23 protein-coding genes and 1 tRNA gene are annotated in these 19,868 nt (G+C 61.7%); 14 read left to right on the forward strand and 10 right to left on the reverse strand.

Features of this window, described 5'->3' with window-relative positions; genetic code table 11:
* The first annotated feature begins 186 nt into the window (after positions 1–186).
* The 11 genes from C440_RS06930 (at position 187) to C440_RS06980 (ending at position 8,633) form a co-directional block, all read left to right on the forward strand.
* Complete coding sequence (locus C440_RS06930; RefSeq protein ID WP_008319628.1) at positions 187–1,608, forward strand: cytochrome ubiquinol oxidase subunit I; 1,422 nt, start codon at positions 187–189, stop codon at positions 1,606–1,608.
* Positions 1,601–2,599, forward strand: a complete 999-nt coding sequence (locus tag C440_RS06935) for a cytochrome d ubiquinol oxidase subunit II (RefSeq protein WP_008319629.1) — start codon at positions 1,601–1,603, stop codon at positions 2,597–2,599. The genes C440_RS06930 and C440_RS06935 overlap by 8 nt, the downstream gene beginning before the upstream one ends.
* Positions 2,600–2,631: 32 nt before the next feature.
* Complete coding sequence (locus C440_RS06940; protein ID WP_008319630.1) at positions 2,632–2,838, forward strand: hypothetical protein; 207 nt, start codon at positions 2,632–2,634, stop codon at positions 2,836–2,838.
* Between the two features lie 61 nt (positions 2,839–2,899).
* Positions 2,900–3,286 (forward strand): Rid family detoxifying hydrolase, encoded by a 387-nt coding sequence (locus tag C440_RS06945; protein ID WP_008319632.1) that lies wholly within the window; start codon positions 2,900–2,902, stop codon positions 3,284–3,286.
* Positions 3,283–3,489, forward strand: coding sequence for a hypothetical protein (locus C440_RS06950; RefSeq protein ID WP_008319634.1), 207 nt, complete (start codon positions 3,283–3,285; stop codon positions 3,487–3,489). Before C440_RS06945 ends, C440_RS06950 begins: the two co-directional genes overlap by 4 nt.
* A 29-nt stretch (positions 3,490–3,518) precedes the next feature.
* Positions 3,519–3,599 (forward strand) — tRNA-Ser (locus tag C440_RS06955).
* 454 nt (positions 3,600–4,053) lie between these two features.
* Entirely contained in the window at positions 4,054–4,224 is a 171-nt protein-coding gene (locus tag C440_RS17705; RefSeq protein ID WP_008319635.1) for a hypothetical protein, read from the forward strand.
* Positions 4,225–4,289: 65 nt separating this feature from the next.
* On the forward strand, positions 4,290–4,682 hold the full coding sequence (locus C440_RS06960) for a DUF7383 domain-containing protein (protein WP_008319636.1): 393 nt from the start codon (positions 4,290–4,292) through the stop codon (positions 4,680–4,682).
* 215 nt (positions 4,683–4,897) lie between these two features.
* Complete coding sequence (thsB, locus tag C440_RS06965) at positions 4,898–6,544, forward strand: thermosome subunit beta (RefSeq protein ID WP_008319637.1); 1,647 nt, start codon at positions 4,898–4,900, stop codon at positions 6,542–6,544.
* 108 nt (positions 6,545–6,652) lie between these two features.
* Positions 6,653–7,519 carry a hypothetical protein gene (locus C440_RS18045; RefSeq protein ID WP_008319638.1) on the forward strand — a complete coding sequence of 289 codons (867 nt, stop codon included), beginning with the start codon at positions 6,653–6,655 and terminating at the stop codon, positions 7,517–7,519.
* Positions 7,520–7,634: 115 nt separating this feature from the next.
* Complete coding sequence (locus tag C440_RS06980; protein WP_008319639.1) at positions 7,635–8,633, forward strand: alanine dehydrogenase; 999 nt, start codon at positions 7,635–7,637, stop codon at positions 8,631–8,633.
* A gap of 38 nt (positions 8,634–8,671) precedes the next feature.
* Here the strand turns inward: C440_RS06980 and C440_RS06985 are convergent, their stop codons facing one another.
* The 7 genes from C440_RS06985 to hisH all read right to left on the reverse strand — a co-directional run bounded on the left by C440_RS06985 (position 8,672) and on the right by hisH (position 15,001).
* Positions 8,672–8,896: a DUF7535 family protein gene (locus C440_RS06985; RefSeq protein ID WP_008319640.1), complete on the reverse strand. Its 225-nt coding sequence runs from the start codon at positions 8,894–8,896 to the stop codon at positions 8,672–8,674.
* A gap of 58 nt (positions 8,897–8,954) precedes the next feature.
* Positions 8,955–9,089, reverse strand: coding sequence for a hypothetical protein (locus C440_RS18140; protein WP_008319641.1), 135 nt, complete (start codon positions 9,087–9,089; stop codon positions 8,955–8,957).
* 144 nt (positions 9,090–9,233) lie between these two features.
* Positions 9,234–12,110, reverse strand: a complete 2,877-nt coding sequence (gene leuS / locus C440_RS06990; protein WP_008319642.1) for a leucine--tRNA ligase — start codon at positions 12,108–12,110, stop codon at positions 9,234–9,236.
* A 311-nt stretch (positions 12,111–12,421) separates the two neighbouring features.
* A complete protein-coding gene (gene hsp14 / locus C440_RS06995) occupies positions 12,422–12,868 on the reverse strand; it encodes an archaeal heat shock protein Hsp14 (RefSeq protein ID WP_008319643.1) in 447 nt (148 codons plus the stop codon).
* A gap of 113 nt (positions 12,869–12,981) precedes the next feature.
* Positions 12,982–13,392, reverse strand: a complete 411-nt coding sequence (hsp14, locus tag C440_RS07000) for an archaeal heat shock protein Hsp14 (protein ID WP_008319644.1) — start codon at positions 13,390–13,392, stop codon at positions 12,982–12,984.
* A gap of 88 nt (positions 13,393–13,480) precedes the next feature.
* The gene (gene pheA / locus C440_RS07005) at positions 13,481–14,287 is read right to left on the reverse strand and encodes a prephenate dehydratase (RefSeq protein ID WP_008319645.1); all 807 of its coding nucleotides are present in this window, start codon (positions 14,285–14,287) and stop codon (positions 13,481–13,483) included.
* 54 nt (positions 14,288–14,341) lie between these two features.
* Positions 14,342–15,001, reverse strand: coding sequence for an imidazole glycerol phosphate synthase subunit HisH (gene hisH / locus C440_RS07010; RefSeq protein ID WP_008319646.1), 660 nt, complete (start codon positions 14,999–15,001; stop codon positions 14,342–14,344).
* A 187-nt stretch (positions 15,002–15,188) separates the two neighbouring features.
* Here hisH and C440_RS07015 point away from each other — a divergent pair, with 187 nt between their 5' ends.
* The 3 genes from C440_RS07015 to phnE all read left to right on the forward strand — a co-directional run bounded on the left by C440_RS07015 (position 15,189) and on the right by phnE (position 17,954).
* Positions 15,189–16,145, forward strand: coding sequence for a PhnD/SsuA/transferrin family substrate-binding protein (locus C440_RS07015; RefSeq protein WP_008319647.1), 957 nt, complete (start codon positions 15,189–15,191; stop codon positions 16,143–16,145).
* An 85-nt stretch (positions 16,146–16,230) separates the two neighbouring features.
* Positions 16,231–16,986: a phosphonate ABC transporter ATP-binding protein gene (locus tag C440_RS07020; RefSeq protein WP_008319648.1), complete on the forward strand. Its 756-nt coding sequence runs from the start codon at positions 16,231–16,233 to the stop codon at positions 16,984–16,986.
* Entirely contained in the window at positions 16,983–17,954 is a 972-nt protein-coding gene (gene phnE / locus C440_RS07025) for a phosphonate ABC transporter, permease protein PhnE (RefSeq protein WP_008319649.1), read from the forward strand. The genes C440_RS07020 and phnE overlap by 4 nt, the downstream gene beginning before the upstream one ends.
* 92 nt (positions 17,955–18,046) lie before the next feature.
* Here phnE and C440_RS07030 read toward each other — a convergent pair whose 3' ends face one another.
* From C440_RS07030 to C440_RS07040, 3 genes are read right to left on the reverse strand one after another with little or no spacing between them, the layout of a single operon-like run.
* The gene (locus C440_RS07030) at positions 18,047–18,643 is read right to left on the reverse strand and encodes a uracil-DNA glycosylase (protein WP_008319650.1); all 597 of its coding nucleotides are present in this window, start codon (positions 18,641–18,643) and stop codon (positions 18,047–18,049) included.
* Between the two features lie 24 nt (positions 18,644–18,667).
* Entirely contained in the window at positions 18,668–19,345 is a 678-nt protein-coding gene (locus C440_RS07035) for an endonuclease dU (protein ID WP_008319651.1), read from the reverse strand.
* Positions 19,342–19,512, reverse strand: a complete 171-nt coding sequence (locus tag C440_RS07040; protein ID WP_008319652.1) for a DUF5786 family protein — start codon at positions 19,510–19,512, stop codon at positions 19,342–19,344. Before C440_RS07040 ends, C440_RS07035 begins: the two co-directional genes overlap by 4 nt.
* Positions 19,513–19,868: the final 356 nt, after the last annotated feature.

The following is a 19,868-nucleotide window of genomic DNA, read 5'->3' on the forward strand; positions in this document are numbered from 1 at the left end:
CACCCCAGCCCCCGTCGGACCGCTTTTTTGCTGTATGATTATGTAGAATTCACCGGTCTCAAGCCTCCTCTGATGGTTTTCAGATTTTGGGAAGCACGATTGCATTAACGTCCCCTGCATACAGAGGTGTTTTACGGGCACCCTGTCGCCAGCCAGCCGTCTGCCCTGCGCCCACCACCCTCAACTATGCTCGACCCAGTAATCGCCAGCCGGTTGCAGTTCGCGCTTACCACCATCGTCCACATCATCTTCCCCGTGATGAGCATGGGTCTCGCACCGTTTCTCATCTACTTCACGTGGAAGGACATCCGCACCGACGACCCGGTGTACGAACAACTCAGACGGTTCTGGACGAAGATTTTCGCCATCTCCTTCGTCGTCGGGACGGTGACCGGTATCGTCCTCGAATTCGAGTTCGGGACGAACTTCGCCGCGTTCTCGACCGCCGCGGGCGAGTTGTTCGGCGGGCCGTTAGCGGCGGAGGGGATGATGGCGTTCATGCTTGAGGCGACGTTCCTCGGCGTGTTCGTCTTCGGCCGCGAGAAGGTCTCGGACGCGCTCTACATGGTTTCTGCCGTCGCAGTGGGTCTCGGAACGTGGCTCTCAGCGGTCTGGATTCTTATCGCCAACTCGTGGATGCAGACGCCCCGTGGCTACGAACTCGCCAGCGAGAGCGGCCAACTCGTCGTCTCGCTCGTTGACCCAATCGCGGCATACGCCAACCCGCGGTTCCCGTGGATGTTCGTCCACATGCAGAACGCCGCGGTACTTTCGGTCGCGCTGTTCATGGCCGGCGTCGCGGCGTATCACATCTGGCAACGCGATATCGGTAACGATGACGACGGCGGCGACGCGCGCTTCTGGCGGAAGACACTCAAAATCGCGCTCGTCGTCCTCTTGGTGACCGCGCCGTTTCAGGCGATTCACGGCGACGCCTACGGTCGCCACGTCTACGAGACGCAACCACAGAAGTTCGCCGCCATGGAGGCCGTCTGGGAGACGGACAGCTACGTCCCGGAGTACATCTTCGCCGTCCCGACAAGTCTCGAACACATCACCGACCCGCGCGCCAAGGAACTGCTCGGCATCGGGATTCCCGGCGGCGCGTCGTGGTTAGCAAGTGGGGGTGACCCACAAGCCGAAATCACCGGCTTGAACGAGTTCGAGACGGAGGCTCCGCCGGTCGCCATCGTCTTCTGGTCGTTCCGACTCATGGTCGCCGCTGGCTTCTGGTTCATCTTGCTCGCCTTCTGGGCGGCGTATCGTTGGTGGACCGACGAGTTGTACGACGACGACCTGTTGCACAAGGCGTTCGTCGGGTCGTCGCTCCTCGGTATCTTCGCCGTCGAAGTCGGCTGGATTGTCACCGAAGTCGGCCGCCAACCGTGGGTCATTCAGGGCGTTCTGAAGACGAGCGACGGCGTCTCACCGGGACTCACCGGCTTCGAGGCCACGCTCACGCTCGTCGGCTTCGCGGTGGTGTACACCGGACTACTCGGGTTGTACACCTACGTCATCCGGCGTATCATCCGCGAGGGACCGCCGAGCCTCGACAGTCTCAAAACGACTCCCCAAACCGCATCCACGGGGGTGACCGGCGATGACTGATTACGGCGCGTTCGCAACCGACCCGCTGTTCGGGCTTCCGCTCGAAGAGCTTTGGTTCGGGCTTGTGTTTTTCATCCTCGGGATGTTCCTGTTCCTCGACGGCTTCGACTTCGGCGTTGGGGCGTTGTTTGCGACCCGAGAGGACGAAGCAGAGCGCGAAACGCTTCTGGCCGCAATCGGCCCGTTTTGGGACGGCAACGAGGTGTGGCTCGTCGTCTTCGGCGGGGCGCTTTTCGCCGCGTTCCCGGCCGTGTACGCGAACCTCTTTAGCCGCCACTACCTGCTCATGTTCGCTATCCTCGGGGCGCTCATCCTCCGCGGTCTCGCCCCCGAGATGTACGAACAGCGCCACGACGAGACGTGGCAGACGTGGTGGGGGCGCTCTTTCGTCGCCGGTAGCGTGAGCGCGCCGTTTTTCCTCGGCGTGTTCACCGCACACTGGCTCCTCGGCATCGACTCGCTCGTGTCGATTCCGGGCGTCGTCGTCGGACTGGCAGTCGTTGCGCTCACCGTCGTTGCTGGCGTCGGCTTTCTCGGCATGAAGACGCGCGGCGCACTCCGGCGCGACATCGTCGGCTACGGACCGAAAGCGATCGGCGCGTATCTCGCGCTCGTCGTGGCCACCCTCGTCTATCTCGTGGTGTTCCGGACCGATATCGGACTGCTCGCGCCACTTCCGCTCGCGCTCGTCGTGGTCACCCTCGTCGCGGCCGGCGGCTACCTCGCTACGCTCCGAGCGGAACGCTACACGCTCGCGTTCGGGACCGTCCCGATTCTCGTATTCGCGCTCGTCGCGCTCGTCGCGGTGTTGCTGTTCCCGTTAGCCGACCCCGCGGCGGGGCTGACCGTCTCGGACGCCATCATCTCGATACTGCCGCTGAACATCCTGAGCGTCGCCTCCGCTCTGTTGTTGCCGCTCGTATTCACCTACTTCGGCATCCTCTATTCGACGTTCAGCGGTCCCATCGAAACGGGCGAATCGTACTCCTGAACGAACCACACTCCACCAAACCCAGACAACCCATGGTCACACTCCCCAACACCAACTCGACCCTCGAATCGCTCACGAAACCGCTCACGCTCCTCGGCCTCTTTCTGATCGTGTCGAGTGTCGTCGTCGCCGGAGTCGCACTCAGCGAGGGCGACGTCGTCACCGCGCTCGGGATGGGGCTTTTACTCACGTCCGGCGTGTTCGCCACGGGTATCGGCCTGTCCGGAAAGTCGGTCTGAGTCGGCGACGACGCGGACCGTTCCCGCGTAATTTATCATGTCGTGGCGAATCGTGCCGCGTATGAAGCGCATTATCGAAACAGACGAAGCGCCGGCCGCAGTCGGTGCGTACAGTCAGGCAACGACCAACGGTTCGCTTCTCTTTACGGCGGGCCAGATTCCCATGACGCCGGAGGGTGAACTCCTCGACGACGAGGACATCACCACCCAGACCACGCAGTCGCTCGACAACGTGATGGCCATCCTCGACGAGGCTGGGGCGGACGCGAGCGACGTGATGAAGACGACCGTCTTCCTCGCCGATATCGACGACTTCGAGGAGATGAACGACACGTACAAGACGTACTTCGACGACGAGCCGCCGGCGCGCTCCGCCGTCCAAGCCGGTAACCTCCCGAAGGGCGTCGGCGTCGAAATCGAGGCCATCGCGGTCGTCGAAGAGGAGTGAGTCCGCGGGGCCGGTCCGCGCTCGCGTGGGGTGCCGTAAGTGTACTCCTCGTCGGCGTTCTCGCACAGGGCGCGGTCCTCCTCGGACTCGGTATCGGCGCGTCGGTCGCGGCGGTCGCCGCAGTGGCGGTCGCCGCCGGCGTCGTCGTCGCGGCTGTGACATACGTCACCGAGCCGCGATTCGAACGGAAAGGAAGGGCTTAAATTATCCAGGCGGGAACGTTGCGTTGTAAGCCAGGATGGCCGAGCGGTAAGGCGCACGCCTGGAAAGCGTGTTCCCTCTGGGATCGGGGGTTCAAATCCCTCTCCTGGCGCTTCTTCCGAACGCAACTCACATAGCGACGCCGCTCGTCGCGCCACGGGCGGTGCGTTCGGGCGAGCGCTGACAGAGCGGGTCGAGGGCTATTCGCTCACGTCGTCCACTACGGCAGTTCACATTCACTCGGCACCTCAAATGCCTCGCTTGGCACGTCGCTCGAAACGATGCCCCAAGCGACGCGTCGTCGTCGCGGCTAAATTCGACTCGCCCATCGTCGCCGACTCGGAACTTCGACCGCTTTCGTACGCACGATAGGAAGGTAACTTTTCTCCTCGTTTTCTCCGAATGAGAAGATTCGAGCGAACCAACTTCGCTGCACTCGAACGTGCTGTCACGGTGTGCCTGCCATATCACCCGTATCGACACCACTCGGTGGTGTCTTCATAGTGTCTGTATCAGTATAGCGGACAAAACATTCATCCCCATGGGTGCCAATAGCACGACTGACAATGCCTGACACCAAATCTGGCCGCGAGAAGAAGGGCCTCAACAAGCGGACCCAACTCACCGAGCGGTTGTACGAACAAGAATTAGAGGTGTTAGACGAAGAAGACGACGAGCCGATGCTCGACGAGACGTCCGGCGAGTTCCTCGCGGACGAACTACCGGAGGACGACTGACGCCGCGCGCGGCGGTATCGACTCGACCACGCGAATTTTTATCGACAGCATCGAAATGCCAGAGCGTGCCACACCACGCGAACTACGCGACCGTCTTCATCGGGTCGCATCTCCATCCGACTACCGAGACGTTGGCCCTCGACTGGGCTGACGACGTCGGCGACGAGACCGACGCGTTCGAGTTCGAAGTGCCGACCGACGAACCGCGAGAGCCGTACATAGGCATCCAAGCGTTCGACGTCGGCGAGTACGAACACGAAATCAAAATCAACGGTGAATCACTCTCGGGATTCGATATCCCGCCGAACGACGGCTGGCAGTACTGGGTGGATACCATCACCGGCGCGGACCTCGTCGAGGGAACGAACACGATTCAAATCGTCCGCGACGACTCGGGATACGACGCATTCGCCGTCGGAACAGTGACAATTCATTGGAAGGAATCAACCCCCAAGTAGTATATAAATACGGGTGAATCGACCCACATTGTGGTGTGAAATAGCATAACAAAGGTTTCCCGGGAATCGAACGGAGGGTGACTCAGTCACGCGATTGCGCGCGAATCGAGTCGTTCGATTCGATTCTTCTATGAGTGCAACCAGCACAAGTCTTATATAGAATCACAAACAATCAGGAGGTGTCTATGAGCCAGCGAATGCAACAGGGTCAGCCGATGATCATCATGGGAGAGGACGCACAGCGCGTCAAAGACCGCGACGCGCAGGCGTACAACATCCGGGCCGCACGAGCGGTCGCCGAGGCAGTACGTTCCACACTCGGTCCCAAAGGGATGGACAAGATGCTCGTCGATTCGATGGGCGACGTGACCATCACGAACGACGGCGTCACCATCCTCAAGGAGATGGACATCGACAACCCGACGGCCGAAATGATCGTTGAAGTCGCCGAGACGCAGGAAGACGAAGCCGGCGACGGCACGACGACGGCGGTCGCTATCGCGGGTGAACTCCTCAAGAACGCCGAGGACCTCCTCGAACAGGACATCCACCCGACGGCCATCATCCGCGGCTTCAACCTCGCTTCCGAGAAGGCCCGCGAGGAAATCGACGACATCGCGGAGTCCGTCGAACCCGACGACGAAGACCTCCTGAAGAAGGTCGCAGAGACCTCGATGACCGGCAAAAGCTCCGAACTCAACAAGGAGCTTCTCGCCGACCTCATCGTTCGCGCCGTCAAGCAGGTCACCGTCGAAGCCCACGACGGCTCTCACGTCGTTGACCTCGAAAACATCTCCATCGAGACGCAGACCGGCCGCTCCGCGTCCGAGTCCGAACTCCTCACCGGTGCCGTCATCGACAAGGACCCGGTCCACGACGACATGCCGACCCAGTTCGACGAGGCCGACATCCTGCTCCTCAACGAACCGGTCGAAGTCGAAGAGACGGACATCGACACCAACGTCTCCATCGAAAGCCCCGACCAGCTTCAGAAGTTCCTCGACCAAGAAGAGGCACAGCTGAAATCGAAGGTCGAACAGATCGTCGAATCCGGCGCAGACGTCGTCTTCTGTCAGAAGGGCATCGACGACCTCGCACAGCACTACCTCGCCAAGGAAGGCATCCTCGCGGTCCGCCGCACGAAGAAGTCCGATATCAAGTTCCTCAAGAACCTCACGGGTGCGGCCGTCGTCTCGGACCTCGACTCCATCGAAGCGGCCGACCTCGGTCGCGCGTCCATCCGCCGCGACAGCAACGACGACCTGTTCTACGTCGAAGGCATCGGCGACGACATCCACGGTGTCACGCTACTCCTCCGTGGCTCGACCGACCACGTCGTTGACGAACTCGAACGCGGCGTACAGGACGCCCTCGATGTCGTTGCTTCGACGGTTGCGGACGGTCGCGTCCTCGCTGGCGGCGGTGCCATCGAAGTCGAACTCGCGTCGCGTCTCCGCAACTACGCTGACTCCGTCTCCGGCCGCGAGCAACTCGCCGTCGAGGCGTTCGCCGACGCGCTCGAACTCGTCCCGCGCGTCCTCGCCGAAAACGCCGGTCTCGACTCCATCGACACGCTCGTCGATCTCCGCGCGGCCCACGAAGAAGGACAGGTCCGCGCTGGCCTGAACGTCTTCACGGGCGAAGTCGAAGACGCCTTCGAAGCCGGCGTCGTCGAGACGGCCCACGCGAAAGAGCAGGCCGTTGCCTCTGCTTCCGAAGCCGCGAACCTCGTCCTCAAGATTGACGACATCATCGCCGCTGGTGACCTCTCCACGGGCGGCAACGACGACGACGAAGGCGGCGCACCCGCTGGCGGCATGGGTGGCATGGGCGGCATGGGCGGTATGGGCGGCGCGATGTGAACTTAGGCACGTAACTGCCACACTCACACGCTTTCCACTGCTGTATCGCGCGACAACCCGATTATTTTAGACAGAAGACATATTGTGGACTCCCGAGTAGCCGCGGCTATGCCCTCCAGACGTGACTACCTCGCCGGAATCGGCGGCGGTCTTGGGTCCGCAGTCGGACTCGCTGGATGTCTCGGACGAACCGACTCCGGAGTGGCCGGACCACTGTCGTTCGGCGAAGAAGCGACCGTCGGAGACGCGGTCGTCACCCCGAGATGGGTGCATCCGCAGGCGTCAATTTTCTACGTCTCGAACGTCGATTGGGGCGCAATCGAGCGACTCGACGACGAGTGGGTCGTGTTCGTGAACGTCTCTGCCGAGTCGGACTCGGGAACGCCACCCGAAAAAGAATCGTTCCGTCTCCTCGCGGGAGACGACGACTTCGCCCCGCGAGAGAACGTTGGGAACGCCGCTCTCCACGCCATCCAACCGGACACGGCGACGGTCAGCGACGCGTATCCGCCAGCGTCAGGAAAACGTGGATGGCTCGCCTTCACCGTTCCAGCAGAATACGAGTTCGCAACTGAACTCAGACTACAGTTCGAACACGGTGGCTCTGGCGTTTCGTGGTCGCTTTCGACCGACACAACCGAGCGAATCGCTGGTCCTCACCCCACGTTCGAACTCGTCTCGTTCGAGGGACCAAACCGGATTCCGATTGACGAGGCGGCTGAATTGACGATTACAGTTCGAAACACGTCGTCCACCGATGGCGTCTTTCGTGTGTGTCTCAACATGACGGGGATGTATTCGTTCAACGAGTTTTCGTTCCCTGTCGAAGCAGGTGCCGAGGCGACGGCGACACACCAACTGGACGTTTCGGACTACGTCAGCGAACCAAACAGCACGTTCTCGTGTACCCTACGAACCGCCGAAACCGAACGAAGGATATCGATTACCGCCGCCCCAACGTCCGAAGACAGCTAACTGTGAAATAGATACAGTTCGGACAAGTTGGATAATTATCTCACTTTTTCTAAAAGGCTTGGACTTCCATGCAGAAATAGAACGAACTAAGTAGGTGGTACGGCAACGTGTCTCCATGCGCAAGACGCTACTCCTGAACAAAGACGACGTTCACGAGAACGTTCAGATGCCGGAGCTTATCTCGGCAATCGAGGACGCCTTCGGTGCGTACGAGTCCGGTGACGCTCAGATGCCGCCGAAATCCTACATCGACCTGCCGCAGTACAACGGCGACTTCCGGTCGATGCCAGCCTACCTCGACGCGGGCGACTGGGACGCGGCGGGCATCAAGTGGGTCAACGTCCACCCCGACAACGGCGACAAGTTCGACCTGCCAACCGTCATGGGCACGATGATTTACTCGGACCCCGAGACGGCCTTCCCGCTCGCGCTTCTCGACGGAACCGAACTGACGATGCTCCGCACGGGCGCGGCCGCCGCCGTCGCCACCGACCACCTCGCCGTCGAGGACGCCTCCTCGATGGGTATCATCGGTGCCGGCGTCCAGTCGTACACCCAACTTCGTGCAATCAGCGAAGTCCGCGACATCGAGGAAGTCGTCGTCTCCGACCTCGACGAAGAGCGCGTCGCCGACTTCATCGACGCCTTCGAAGACGACTTCGACATCCGCGCAGGCTCCATCGAAGCGGCCGCCGGATGCGACGTGCTCTCCACGGTGACGCCCGTCGAATCGCCCGTCGTCCCGCGTGACGCCGTCGGCGAGCACACCCATATCAACGCGATGGGTGCCGACGCCGAAGGGAAACACGAACTTGCAGACGAGATTCTCCTCGACGCGAAACTCGTCATCGACGACCACGCGCAGACGACTCACTCCGGTGAAATCAACGTCCCGTACCACGAGGGCGTCCTCGACGACGATGACATCTACGGCGCAATCGGCGACATCGTCCTCGGCGAACTCGACGGCCGCACGGACGACGACGGCATCAGCGTCTTCGACTCCACCGGACTTGCGATTCAGGACGTTGCGGCGGCGCACGTCGCGTACGAACACGCAAACGAAAACGACAACGGGTACGCCTTCGACCTCCTCGGTCTCGCCGACGAGTAAGTCGCGCGAACCCCGCGTCTGGCATTCATTCTATTCTTTCACGGCTCAGTGTCTGTCCCGCGCTGTGCCGCGAGGTAGCCAAACAGCTTCGACAGCGTGTAGACGATGGCGATGAACGGCAACAGCGGAAGCATGAGCACGACGAGTCCGAGGAAGATTGCCCAGCCGATGGAGTCCATCGACGCGTTCGGATGCATCTTCGACCCGGGCGTGACGGTTCGGTACGCTCTCTGTGTGAGGGTTATCGAGTCATCTCCGCTCATGCACACGTGTAGGTTCGCTACGAGAATAAGGTAACTGGCGACGCGGTAGCGGCCAAGATTAGCGGTGCCGGTACTTCGCGCGTTCTTTCGTGACGCCGCAATCGGGACATTCGTAGACGCGCCTGTCTTCGAGGTCGGTCCGCTTTTCGTCGTCGGTTCGGTACATCTCGACGCCGCAGTCCTCACACAACATACGTTGATTATCGTACGTGATACTGTAAGTCTAGGGGTAAAACCGGCCTAAAAGACAGATAGAAGGCGAGCCGACCACCACAAGCCATACGATATCAACAGTGAAAATTGAACTGAGGGGGCAAAAAATCGGGTGACAGCGCGGTTATTCGAGGTGGATCGCCGGGCGGAACGGAATCGCCTTCGACGCGCGGTCGGCGGGGTCGGTGATGTCCGGGTCGTCTTCGGCGAAGACCACCACGTCGGCGTCGAACTCACGGGCGAGGAAGTCGGCGGCGCGTTCGTACGTCGCCGTTTCGTCCAGTTCGAGTTGGGCGCGAAGCGTCGTCTCGTCTCGGCCGCGAGTCTGGTCTACGAGGTCCTGTACGAGGTCGTTGACGGCGTTGCCCTTCTCGCGCAGGTCGGGATTCTGCATGACTTGTCCCATGATAGCGCCGACGTTGTCGCCGTTTTCGACGACCGTCTCGAACACGTCTCGCTTCCAGTCGGCGGCGACGTAGACCCGAATCGTCTCGGGGTCCGAGTCGGTCACGTCGATGATGTCTCGCACGTCCTCGGTCAGGCGCTCGACCTGCCGTTCTTCGAGTTCGACGGTCTCGTCTTCGAAGGCGTCGTCCGGTTCCGGCCACGGCGCGTCCTCGGCCGGCGTGCCGGTCAACTGCTCGTGGAGTTCGTTCGTCATGAACGGGATGAACGGAGCGAGCAGGCGCAGACGGGTTTCGAGGACGGTCCGGAGCGTCCACTTTGCGGCGGGGCGGTCCAGTTCCGTCCGGCGGCGATACCAGCGCAGGTCCTCTTCGAAGTTGTAGAAGGCGGCCTGGCTGGCCGAGCGCGTCTCGGATTCGTCCATCGCCGTAGTCACGTCGCGGACGGTGTCCTGTAGCTTCGAGAGGAGCCAGCGGTCGATGGTCTCCAGTTCCGGTTTTTCGTCCGGGCCGGGGTCGGAAATGATGTCCTGTGCGCGGTTCCAGAACCGTTCGAGTTGGTCGGAGACCGACCCGACGAGGTCGTCGCGCCAGTCGTAGTCCTGCCACGGTTCGGCGGAGTTGAGCAGGAAGAACCGAACGGTGTCGGCACCGTACTCGTCGATGGCCTCTCCGGGGAGGACGACGTGGCCCTTCGAGGAGGACATCTTCTGGCCTTCGAGCAGACCCATCCCCATGATGACGATGCCCTGCGGCCACTGCGCCTCGTCGAACAGTTCGCCGTGGTGGAACTGGTAGAACGTCAGGTGGTTCGTGATGAGGTCGTTGCCGGAGAACCGGTAATCGACCGGGTACCAGTAGTCCCACTCCTCGCGTAGGTCGAGCGCGCGATCGTCAACCTCGTCGGCCGCGTCGGGACCGTAGAACAGCGTGTCGAAGAAGTCCTGCGTGAGTTCCTCGGTCGGAATCTCCTGCAGGCGGTGGGCGATGGTGTAGTACGCCATGTAGATGGTCGAGTCCGAAAGCGGCTCGATGACGAACTGGTCGTCCCACGGCAAGCGGGTGCCGAGTCCGTAGTTCCGGATACACGGCCACCCGTTCAGCCAGTCGATGGTGTGGTGGTACTCGTCGCGGGTGTTGTCCGGGATAGCGTCGAGACCGTCGGCCACGTCGTGGGCGATTCGCTTCCAGTCCTCGTCGTCGTACGAGAGGAACCACGTGTCCTGTTCGGCGACGACGACATCGCCACCACAGCGACAGACGACTTCCTCGGAGAACTCCTGCATCACGTCGAACTGGCCAGCCTCGATACCGTCAGCCTTGAAGTCGTCGCGGACTTCCTCGACGAGTTCGCCGGCGTACTCGCCGTAGAACTCCTTGAGGCGACCGGCGTGGAACTCCTTGTTGTAGAGGTTCTTCGTGGCCTTCTCAAGTGCGGGGTCGCCCGACGACTCGATGCCGTCGTTTTCGACCGCCGACTGTGCGGGAATCTCGCCGTAGGTGCCGTCTTCGGAGTCGATATCGAGAATCGGAATCGGCTCGATGTCGGCCACGTCGGCCGGGTCGATGCCGAACGATTCGAGGTAATCGGTGTCGGCTTTGGCCTCCTGGAGCGCCACGTAGTCGTCGGGGCTGTGTGCCGGAACGGACATGACGACGCCCGTTGCGTTGTCGGCATCGACGAAGCTCGCCGGGAGGACGAGCACGTCGTCGCCGGTGACGGGATTTTCGACCGTTTTCCCGACGAGTTCGGCACCCTCGACGGTCTCCAGAACGTCCACGTCGTGAGCTTGGTACTCCAGTTTCGCGGCCGCGTACTCGGAGACGAACCACGTCTCGCCGTCAACCTCGGCGACGACGTAGGTCGCTTCGGGGTCGATGTAGGCGTTCGTCACGCCGTGGACCGTCTCGGGGCGCAGGGTCGCCATCGGGACGACGATGTCGTCGCCGTCGCGGTCCCAGCCGAATCGGACCAGCGTGTACTCTTGGAACTCGGCGGTCTCGCCTTCCAAGAGGTCGTGGGTCGTGACCGGTTGCTCTTCGTTCGTACAGAACTTGACGGGGTGGAGTCCCTTCTCCAGTCGGCCACGCTCGTGGAGCGTCCGGTACTGCCACTCGATGAACTTCGAGTAGCGTTCGTTGTTGGTCGTGAACTCGCGCCGCCAGTCCACGGAGAGACCGAGCGACTGCATCCCCTTTTTGTAGTGTTCCTCGATGAAATAGCGCGCCCAACCCATCGGTGTTTCGAGGTCCGGAAGCGTCTCTTCGGGGACGTTGTAGGTGTCGGTGAGGACGGACAGTTGCTTTTCTTCGCGCTTTTTGAGTCGCTCGACAGCGCCGATAATCGGTGTGCCGGTCACGTGCCACGCGATGGGAAACAGGACGTTGTCTCCCTGCTGGCGGCGATACCGGGCGTACACGTCCGGAACGGTGTACGTTCGCGCGTGCCCGATGTGCATCCCGCCGCTGGGATACGGATAAGGCACCGTCACGAACGTCGCGTCGTCGGCGTCTGCGTCCGGGTCGGCCTCGTATCGGCCGGTCTCGGACCAACGCTCCCGCCAACGCGCCTCCAGTTCCTGCGGGTCGTATTCCATAATCGTGGTAGTGGTACCCCGGCCTAAAATAACTCCTATACTCGACTTCTCGGCCTGTCTGATTGCGGCATATATTGCCAAAAGGAGGCATTCGTCACGGTTGGGAGAGGACTGAAAAAGCGCGTCGCGTGGGACAGAGATAGCACTGTTCAGGGTGAAAACAGAACTACAGGACAAAAACGGCACTACAGGACAGAAACTGCGAGACAAAAACAGCGGCGACGAATCGAAATTCCCGCAAAAAACGCCACCACCACGTGGCTGAGAGACTACCATGAGTCGAAGTGGCCGCCCTGAGTCGGGGACCGTCGTCAGTCGATGTCGATGTGTCGGGAGTCGTCGGGTTCGACGTCGAGTTTGGGGAGCGTCACGGTGAGGACACCGTTCCGGTAGGTCGCAGACGTGTGCTCATCATCGACTTCGACCGGGAGACGAATCGCGCGACGGGCGGACTCGTGGCGGCGTTCGCGGCGGAGATACTCGCTTTCGGTGCGTTCGTCCACCAGTTCGCGCTGCGCGGCAACCGTCAGCGAGCGGTCGGCGACCGACAGGGAGATGTCTTCTTTTTCGTAGCCCGGTAGGTCAACGGAGACGACGAGTTCGTCGTCGTAATCGGCGATATCGACGGCCATCTCGTGGCTCCGAACCGAGGACATCATCCCGGAGCGGTCGAACTGACGGCCCATCTCGTCGAACTGTCGGGACATTCGTTCGAACAGTTCTTCGAAGTCGTCGAAGGGGTTAGCGCGTGGCATCATCGTGTTTCACCGAGACGTAGAAACGCCGTCTGAGGAGATAACCGTTGCCGGAAATAGAATAGCAATTCGCACGGTAGGACACTCATTCCGCCGATATTCTGGCTCCTATCGAGTTATTCGATGTCGATTTCGGTCGAGTCGTCAGTCTCCGGTTCCGCTTTAGGGAGCGTCACGGTGAGCACGCCGTTTCGGTACGTTGCGGAGACCTCCTCGCGCATGATATCGGTCGGGAGCGTGAGCGACCGGGAGATAGACCGGTGGCTTCGTTCCCGTCGAATGTACTGGTCGTCGTCAACGTCAGTTGACTCCTCGTGGTCGGCGGCGATGGTGAGTTGCCGCCCGCGAACGCCCACGTCGAGGTCGTCCTTCTCGAACCCGGGGAGGTCGGCGACGACTTCGACTGCGTCGTCGCCATCGACGACGTCGAGCGAGACGTCTTGGAAGCGAGCGAGACCGGACTCTTCGAACGACCGGCCCATCCGGTCGAACAGGTCTTCTATCTCGTCGAACGGGTTTCGTTGCATACGAGGAAGTGTACGTCCGCGAGCGCAAAGAAAGATGTGTCCGTGCCCACACGTTGGGAGCGTTCGACCGCCATGGGCGGCGGGCTACTCAGTACAACACGTGTCGCGTGTCGTACGACCCGAGCACGCGAACCCAGCCGTTGCGGGCGATACCTTCGACTTCTTCGAGTGCGGCTTGCATCCGCTCTTCGTAGAGACCGGCGTCGGCGTCGATGTGGAAGAGATAGTCGCCGAGGCGGTTTCCGCTCGGGCGCGATTCGATACGAGAGAGATTGATGTCGCGCGCGGCGAACGCTTCGAGAAGTTCGAGGAGCAGACCGGGATAGTTCGCGTTCGGATAGACGACGAGCGAACTCTTTCCGCCAGCGTCGGAGCGGGCCGAGACGGGCGCGACGACGAGAAACCGGGTCGCGTTCGACGAGCGGTCTTGGATGTCCTCGGCGACGATTTGGAGGTCGTCGCCGCTGTTGTCCGGGTGGCCGATACCGGCGACCGTCGGGTCGGCACGGGCGCGTTCGACACCGCGGGCGGTGCTGGCGACCGCTTCGAGGTTCACGTCGGGGTAGTGTTCGTCGAGATAGCTTCGACACTGCGCGAGCGCTTGGGAGTGGCTGGCGACCGTCTCGAACGACTCGCCTTGCGCCAACAACGCGTGGCGGATTGGCGTGACGATTTCTTGAACGACGCTCACGTCGGAGTTGGCGACGGCGTCGAGGCTCTCCGTGACACTCCCTTCGATACTGTTCTCGATGGGGACGACGCCCCGCTCGAACGAGCCATCGGCGACCGCTTTGACGATGGACGTGACCGATTCTCGGAAGGCGACGTCGTCGGCGACCGCGCGGGCGGCGCGATGCGAGTAGGTGCCCGCCGGGCCGAGCGTGACTGCCTGCATGGCCACCCCTTGACGGAGTACCGACAAAAGGCCGTCGGGGGTGGCAGATTCGGCCTACTGGTCCGCGCAGAACTCGACGAAGTTACGAAGGATAGTCAGTCCGGTCTCGCCGGACTTCTCGGGGTGGAACTGCGTGCCGAAGACCGTGCCCTCGTCGTTGGCGACGACCGCGGGGAACTCGACACCGTAGTCGGCGGTTGCGACGACCGCGGCCTCGTCGTCGGTGACGGCGTAGTACGAGTGGACGAAGTAGGCGTACTCGCCATCGACACCGTCAACGATTGGGTGGTTGCACTGGACGTTGAGTTCGTTCCAGCCCATGTGGGGGACCTTTTGCCCCTCGGCAAAGCGGACGTTGCGGCCGGGGATAAAATCGAGACCTTCGACTTCGCCCTCGCCAGCGTGGGCGGCCTCCTCCGAGGAGGTAAGAAGCATCTGCATGCCGAGACAGATGCCGAAAATCGGCGTCCCCTCGTCGGCGGCCGCCGCGAGCGGTTCGCGGAAGGGTCCCGCATTCTCCATCCCCTCGGAGAACGCGCCGACGCCGGGGAGAACGATGCCGTCTGCGTCCTCGAAATCGGCCGGGTCGTCGGAGACGACGACGTTGGCACCGGCGCGTTCGAGACCGCGCTTGGCACTCCGGAGATTCCCAAGGCCGTAATCGACCATAACGACATCGGCGAGGGTTTCCTCGGAGCCCTGTGTCGTGCTCATGTTCACACGTGCGAGTCCGGGAGGCAAGTGAGTTTCCGTCCCGGCGACCGTCGTCGTAGGACGGAAATTGGACGACTGTTCTATGTTTACTCTGGTAGTGCACAATAGTAGTTTATATCTACGTAGTAATATGGAGAAAGAATAGGAAGGTTTAACCTCAGTGTGTCGAAGTCTTTTGACGAGTCACATGTCTTCCCGACGTAATTTCCTCAAAACGACCGGCGCTATCGGCGCGCTCGGTATGGCGGGGCTTAGTGGATGTATCGGTGGCGGTTCGGACGCGGTGAAGTTCCTCTTGACACCGTCCGAATCCGACGTTGACATCAAAAAACAGTATCAGCCACTCTTCGAGTACCTCGAAAGCGAATCGGACGTGACCATCGATTCGGATGTTGCCGCGGACTACGCCGCGGTGTACCAAGCGTTCAAATCCGGTCAGGCAGACCTCGCGGACTCCTCGCCGACAATTGCAATTCAGGGCGGAAACGAAGGCGTGACAGAAGTCATGGGTATCCGCGTCGCGTACGGCGCCGCGAAGTATTTCTCGTTGCTAACGACGACACCCGACAGCGGCATCGAGACGCTCTCCGACCTCGAAGGGAAGACCGTCGCGTTCGCGGACCGCCTCTCGACGAGCGGGTCGTTGTTCCCGCTCTACATGCTGAACCAAGCGGGTCTCGACACGGGGACCGCCCCCGACGGCGAAGCGAACGACTTCGACGGTCAGTGGTCCGACCACTCGACCGCCCGCGAGACGCTCGTCAACCGCGACGAAGTCGTCGCCGCCGGAACCGGCGCGTTCTCCGTTGCGTCGCACGTTCCGAAAGGTCAGTTCCCGGAACAGTTCCTCGACGTCTCCGCCGAGAACGACGGCGACCTCGGAACGGAGACACCCGAACTCAAACTGCTCGCGGCGTCCGACCCCATTCCACGTGCGCCCATAATCGTCCGCTCCGAACTCGAAGACGCGAAGAAGTCGTCGCTCACCGACGCACTCACGAGCGTCTCACAGGACGCCCTCATCAACGAGGACCTCGGAGACGACCAGCAACTCTGGTTCACCGGCGTCGAACCCGGAACCATCGACGACTACGCGCCGATTCAGAACGTCATCGACACGCTGGGTATCTCACTCGGACAGTAGTCGAACAGCCAACAATTCAATTGCAGTATCATTTTGAAACCCCCGTGCACAGGAAAGATAGACACGGGACGTTCGCGCATCTACCATGAGTACCATCGAAGTACGTAACCTCACGAAAGCGTTCGGCGACGTTCGAGCGTTGGACGATGTCTCGTTTACCATCGAGGACGGCGAGTTCGCCGTGCTCCTCGGTCAATCCGGGGCAGGAAAGTCCACGCTCTTGCGCTGTCTGAACGGCCTGACACAACCAACGTCGGGCGAAATCCGCATCAACGACGAACCAGTCACCGGCCCGCGAGACGACGTGGCCATGATTTTCCAGCAACACTACGTTCTCGGGCAACTCAGCGCCTACGGGAACGCCCTCACGGGAGCGCTCAACCGAACGTCGTTTTTCAACAGTCTCGTCGGGTGGCACTCCCGCCCGGACAAGATGGAGGCGCTCAAAGCGCTCGAAACCGTCGGCTTGCTCGACGAAGCGAACCAACAGACGGGTAGCATGAGCGGCGGCCAGCAACAACGCGTCGGCATCGCTCGGGCGCTCGTCCAGCAACCGAATCTCCTTCTCGCCGACGAACCCGTCGCCAGTCTCGACCCGGCAAGCGCCGAGACGGTGATGGGCTACATCCGGAGCGCGGCCGGTGAACGTAACCTCTCGACGCTGGCGAGCCTTCACCAGGTCAACCTCGCCCGCGAGTTCGGCGAGCGGTTTCTCGCACTGCGCGACGGCGAACTCGTCTTCGACGGCTACCGAGAGGACCTGACTGTCGATGTCATCGACCGCATCTACGGTGACGTACAGACCGAAGATATCCGCGAAGGGACGGAGGCAACCGCATGAGCGACGACAAGTCCGATAAACTCCGGTCCGATGGCGGCACGCAGACGAACACAATCGAGAGTTCACTGCAAGAGATAACCCTCACAAAGCGTATCAAGTGGGGAATGGCGTTCGCCCTCTCTGTCGTCTTTGGGTTCATCTTCTTCGAAGCGCTCGCCGAAGTCGGCTTTTCGGTCTCGGAAATCCTCTACTACTGGCCGGAGTTCCAGGACGCCCTCGGCGACTTCTTCCCGCAGACGACGCTGTTCGGTCTCCCGTTCGTCGATTTCGGAGAGTACTGGCAGTTCATCCAGAGCCGTGACCTGTTCGGCGCGGCAATCGTTACCCTGGCGATGGGCTTTGCCGGAACCGTCCTCGGTATCCCCGGCGCGCTCCTCCTCGGCGTCCTCGGCTCCGAGCGCGTGACGCCCTACCCGTTCAACTTCATCTTCCGCGGCACGATGAGTGTCATCCGCGCGATTCCGGCGCTCGTCTGGGCGCTCATCTACATCCCGCTCGGCGGCGTCTCGCCGTTCACGGCGACGCTCGCCATCGGGACCGACACGATGGGTAACCTCGGCCGCCTCTTTACCGATGCACTCGAAGAAGTCGAAGACGGTCCCATCGAGGCCATCGAATCGACCGGTGCGAACCGCAGACAGACCGTCGTCTTCGGCATGCTCTCGCAGGTCTTTACGCCCTTCATCGCGTGGACGATGTACATCCTCGAAATCAACACGCGAATCGCCGTCACCATGGGTCTCATCGGCGGCGGCGGTATCGGCTACATCCTGCAGACCCAGCGTAGCCTGTTCAAGTACACGAACATGATGGCGACTATCATCGTCATCTTCGTGCTCGTCATCTCCGTCGAGCTCGTGAGTCAGCGCGTGCGGTCCTACATCCGCGGCGAGGAAGAAGAGGGGCTGAGTGTCCTCGAACTCATCATCGGCTTCCCACAGCGCATGGCGCGCTCCATCTGGGAATAACCGCCTCCGCAGGTTCGACGAACATAGAGACTCGAACCGACTCACAACCACCTTCGCAGAAGACGCAGACTGCTCGCAGACGGTTCTCTAACTTAGAAGTCGCCGAGGCTCGCCTGTCCGTCGTTCGACTCGGCGAGTCCGGAGAGGTCTGCCGCGCGCGCGATGGTGTCGAAAAAGCCCTCGCGTTGACTGCGGTCGTAGAGGGTCGCCGCGGGGTGGACCGACAGGAGCACGCGATACGACGAGTCGCCGACGCGCGCGTCCACGACCGACCCGGCTTCGTTCGTGATGGCGACACTGCGGTCGAGCAGGTGTTGCGAGGGGACTTTGCCGAGCGTGACGACGAGTTCGGGGGCGACGAGTTCGAACTCGCGGGCGAGGTAGCCACGACAGTTCGTCAGTTCCTCGCTCGTCGGGTCGCGGTTTTCCGGCGGGCGACAGCGGACGCAGTTCGTAATCCGAACGTCGGCGCGGGCGAGTCCCGCCTCGCGGAGCGCGTCGTCGAGCACGGAACCGGAGCGACCGACGAACGGCTCGCCGCCGTCGTCTTCTTTCGCACCCGGCGCTTCGCCGAGGAAAAGCAGGTCAGCGTCGTCGGGACCGACGCCGTTGACGATGCGACTCCGCGAGGCTACGAGTTCGGGACAGCGCTCGCAGTCGGTGACGCAGAGACCCTCCATGTGTTCCATACTCAGGTCGAGGAGGGCGACGGCTTAATCCCCAACGAACCGTCGCGCCGCCCGCGCGGCCAGCCGCGCCACGCGAATCGGCTCGGGTCTGCCACCGGTCGGCGTGAACGCCCGAACCACCTGTGTCGCCTCGGCAACGTCACACCCCGTCGCGCGCACGAACAGTTGTTCGCCGTTGACGACGACCGCGTGTCGCGGCGGCGCGGCACGGTACGTTTCCAGACGATGGTCCAGCGCCTCGCCGGAGAAGTGCGTCGAAAGCGCGGCTTCGAGGCCGTCGCTCTCCTCGAACGAGACCGAAAGAACCGGACGGTCGAACGCGGCCCCGAGACGGGAGACGTCTACGAGATTGAACCACGCCGGGGCGATGCCGGACACGAGGACGTACCGCACGTCTTCGCGTCCGAGCGACGAGTACAGCGCCGCTATCGTGTCGGTCGCATCGTCGCCGCCGACGGTACACGTCTCGAATTCGAGTCCATCGACGACGCCGTCGGCACGGACGACAGCGCCGCAGAAGACGCTCTTGGTGCGGTCGGTGTCGTCGGCGTCAGCACCAGCGTCGATGTCGGCGTCGGCGTGGCTGTCGCTGGAGCGAGACGTGTCTCCCGAAAAATCAGTCGTAGTTTCGTCTGGTGTGGGCGCGCGCGCTGATCCGGTGTAGGACTCCGCAATCCCCAGCGCGCGAGTTCCCGACTTCAATCGTCCTTAATCTCCTGTAACCGGTCGAGGAGTTCGTCGTTCGACGCGCCGATTTCGAAATCGACTTTCCCTTCGTGTTTCTCTTCGCTCGTCGCAACGCCGTCTTCTTCGTCGAAGTCAACGTTCTGGTCTCCTTGTTCGGACTCGTCGTAGCTCCCAAATCCCATACAGTAAGTTGTACACGACCGACAGTGAAAAATGGTTTGTCGCACGAATCCCATGTTACCGGGGTCGTGACACACCACCGATTCCCCCGAGAGGCCTCACCAGCGCATTCCTGCGGCGTGTCCGCCTTACCGACCCCGTATTTTGTGGCAATCTACCAACACAGTTGGTCGTCACTACGCACTGCGGTCTCTTTCGTCGGGGTTCCGCTCCACCGACGTTCTAACGCTTCACCCACTTTCTCCTGCTTCGTCGGCTTCATCAATTTCTCACGTTTTACCCACTGTCTCTGGCTTCACCGGCCGTCTCCCGTTTCACCGGCCGTCTCCCGTTTCACCAGCCGTCTCCCGCCCCGCCG

Origin of the sequence: Haloferax mucosum ATCC BAA-1512 (assembly GCF_000337815.1) — an archaeon.
GTDB lineage: Archaea > Halobacteriota > Halobacteria > Halobacteriales > Haloferacaceae > Haloferax > Haloferax mucosum.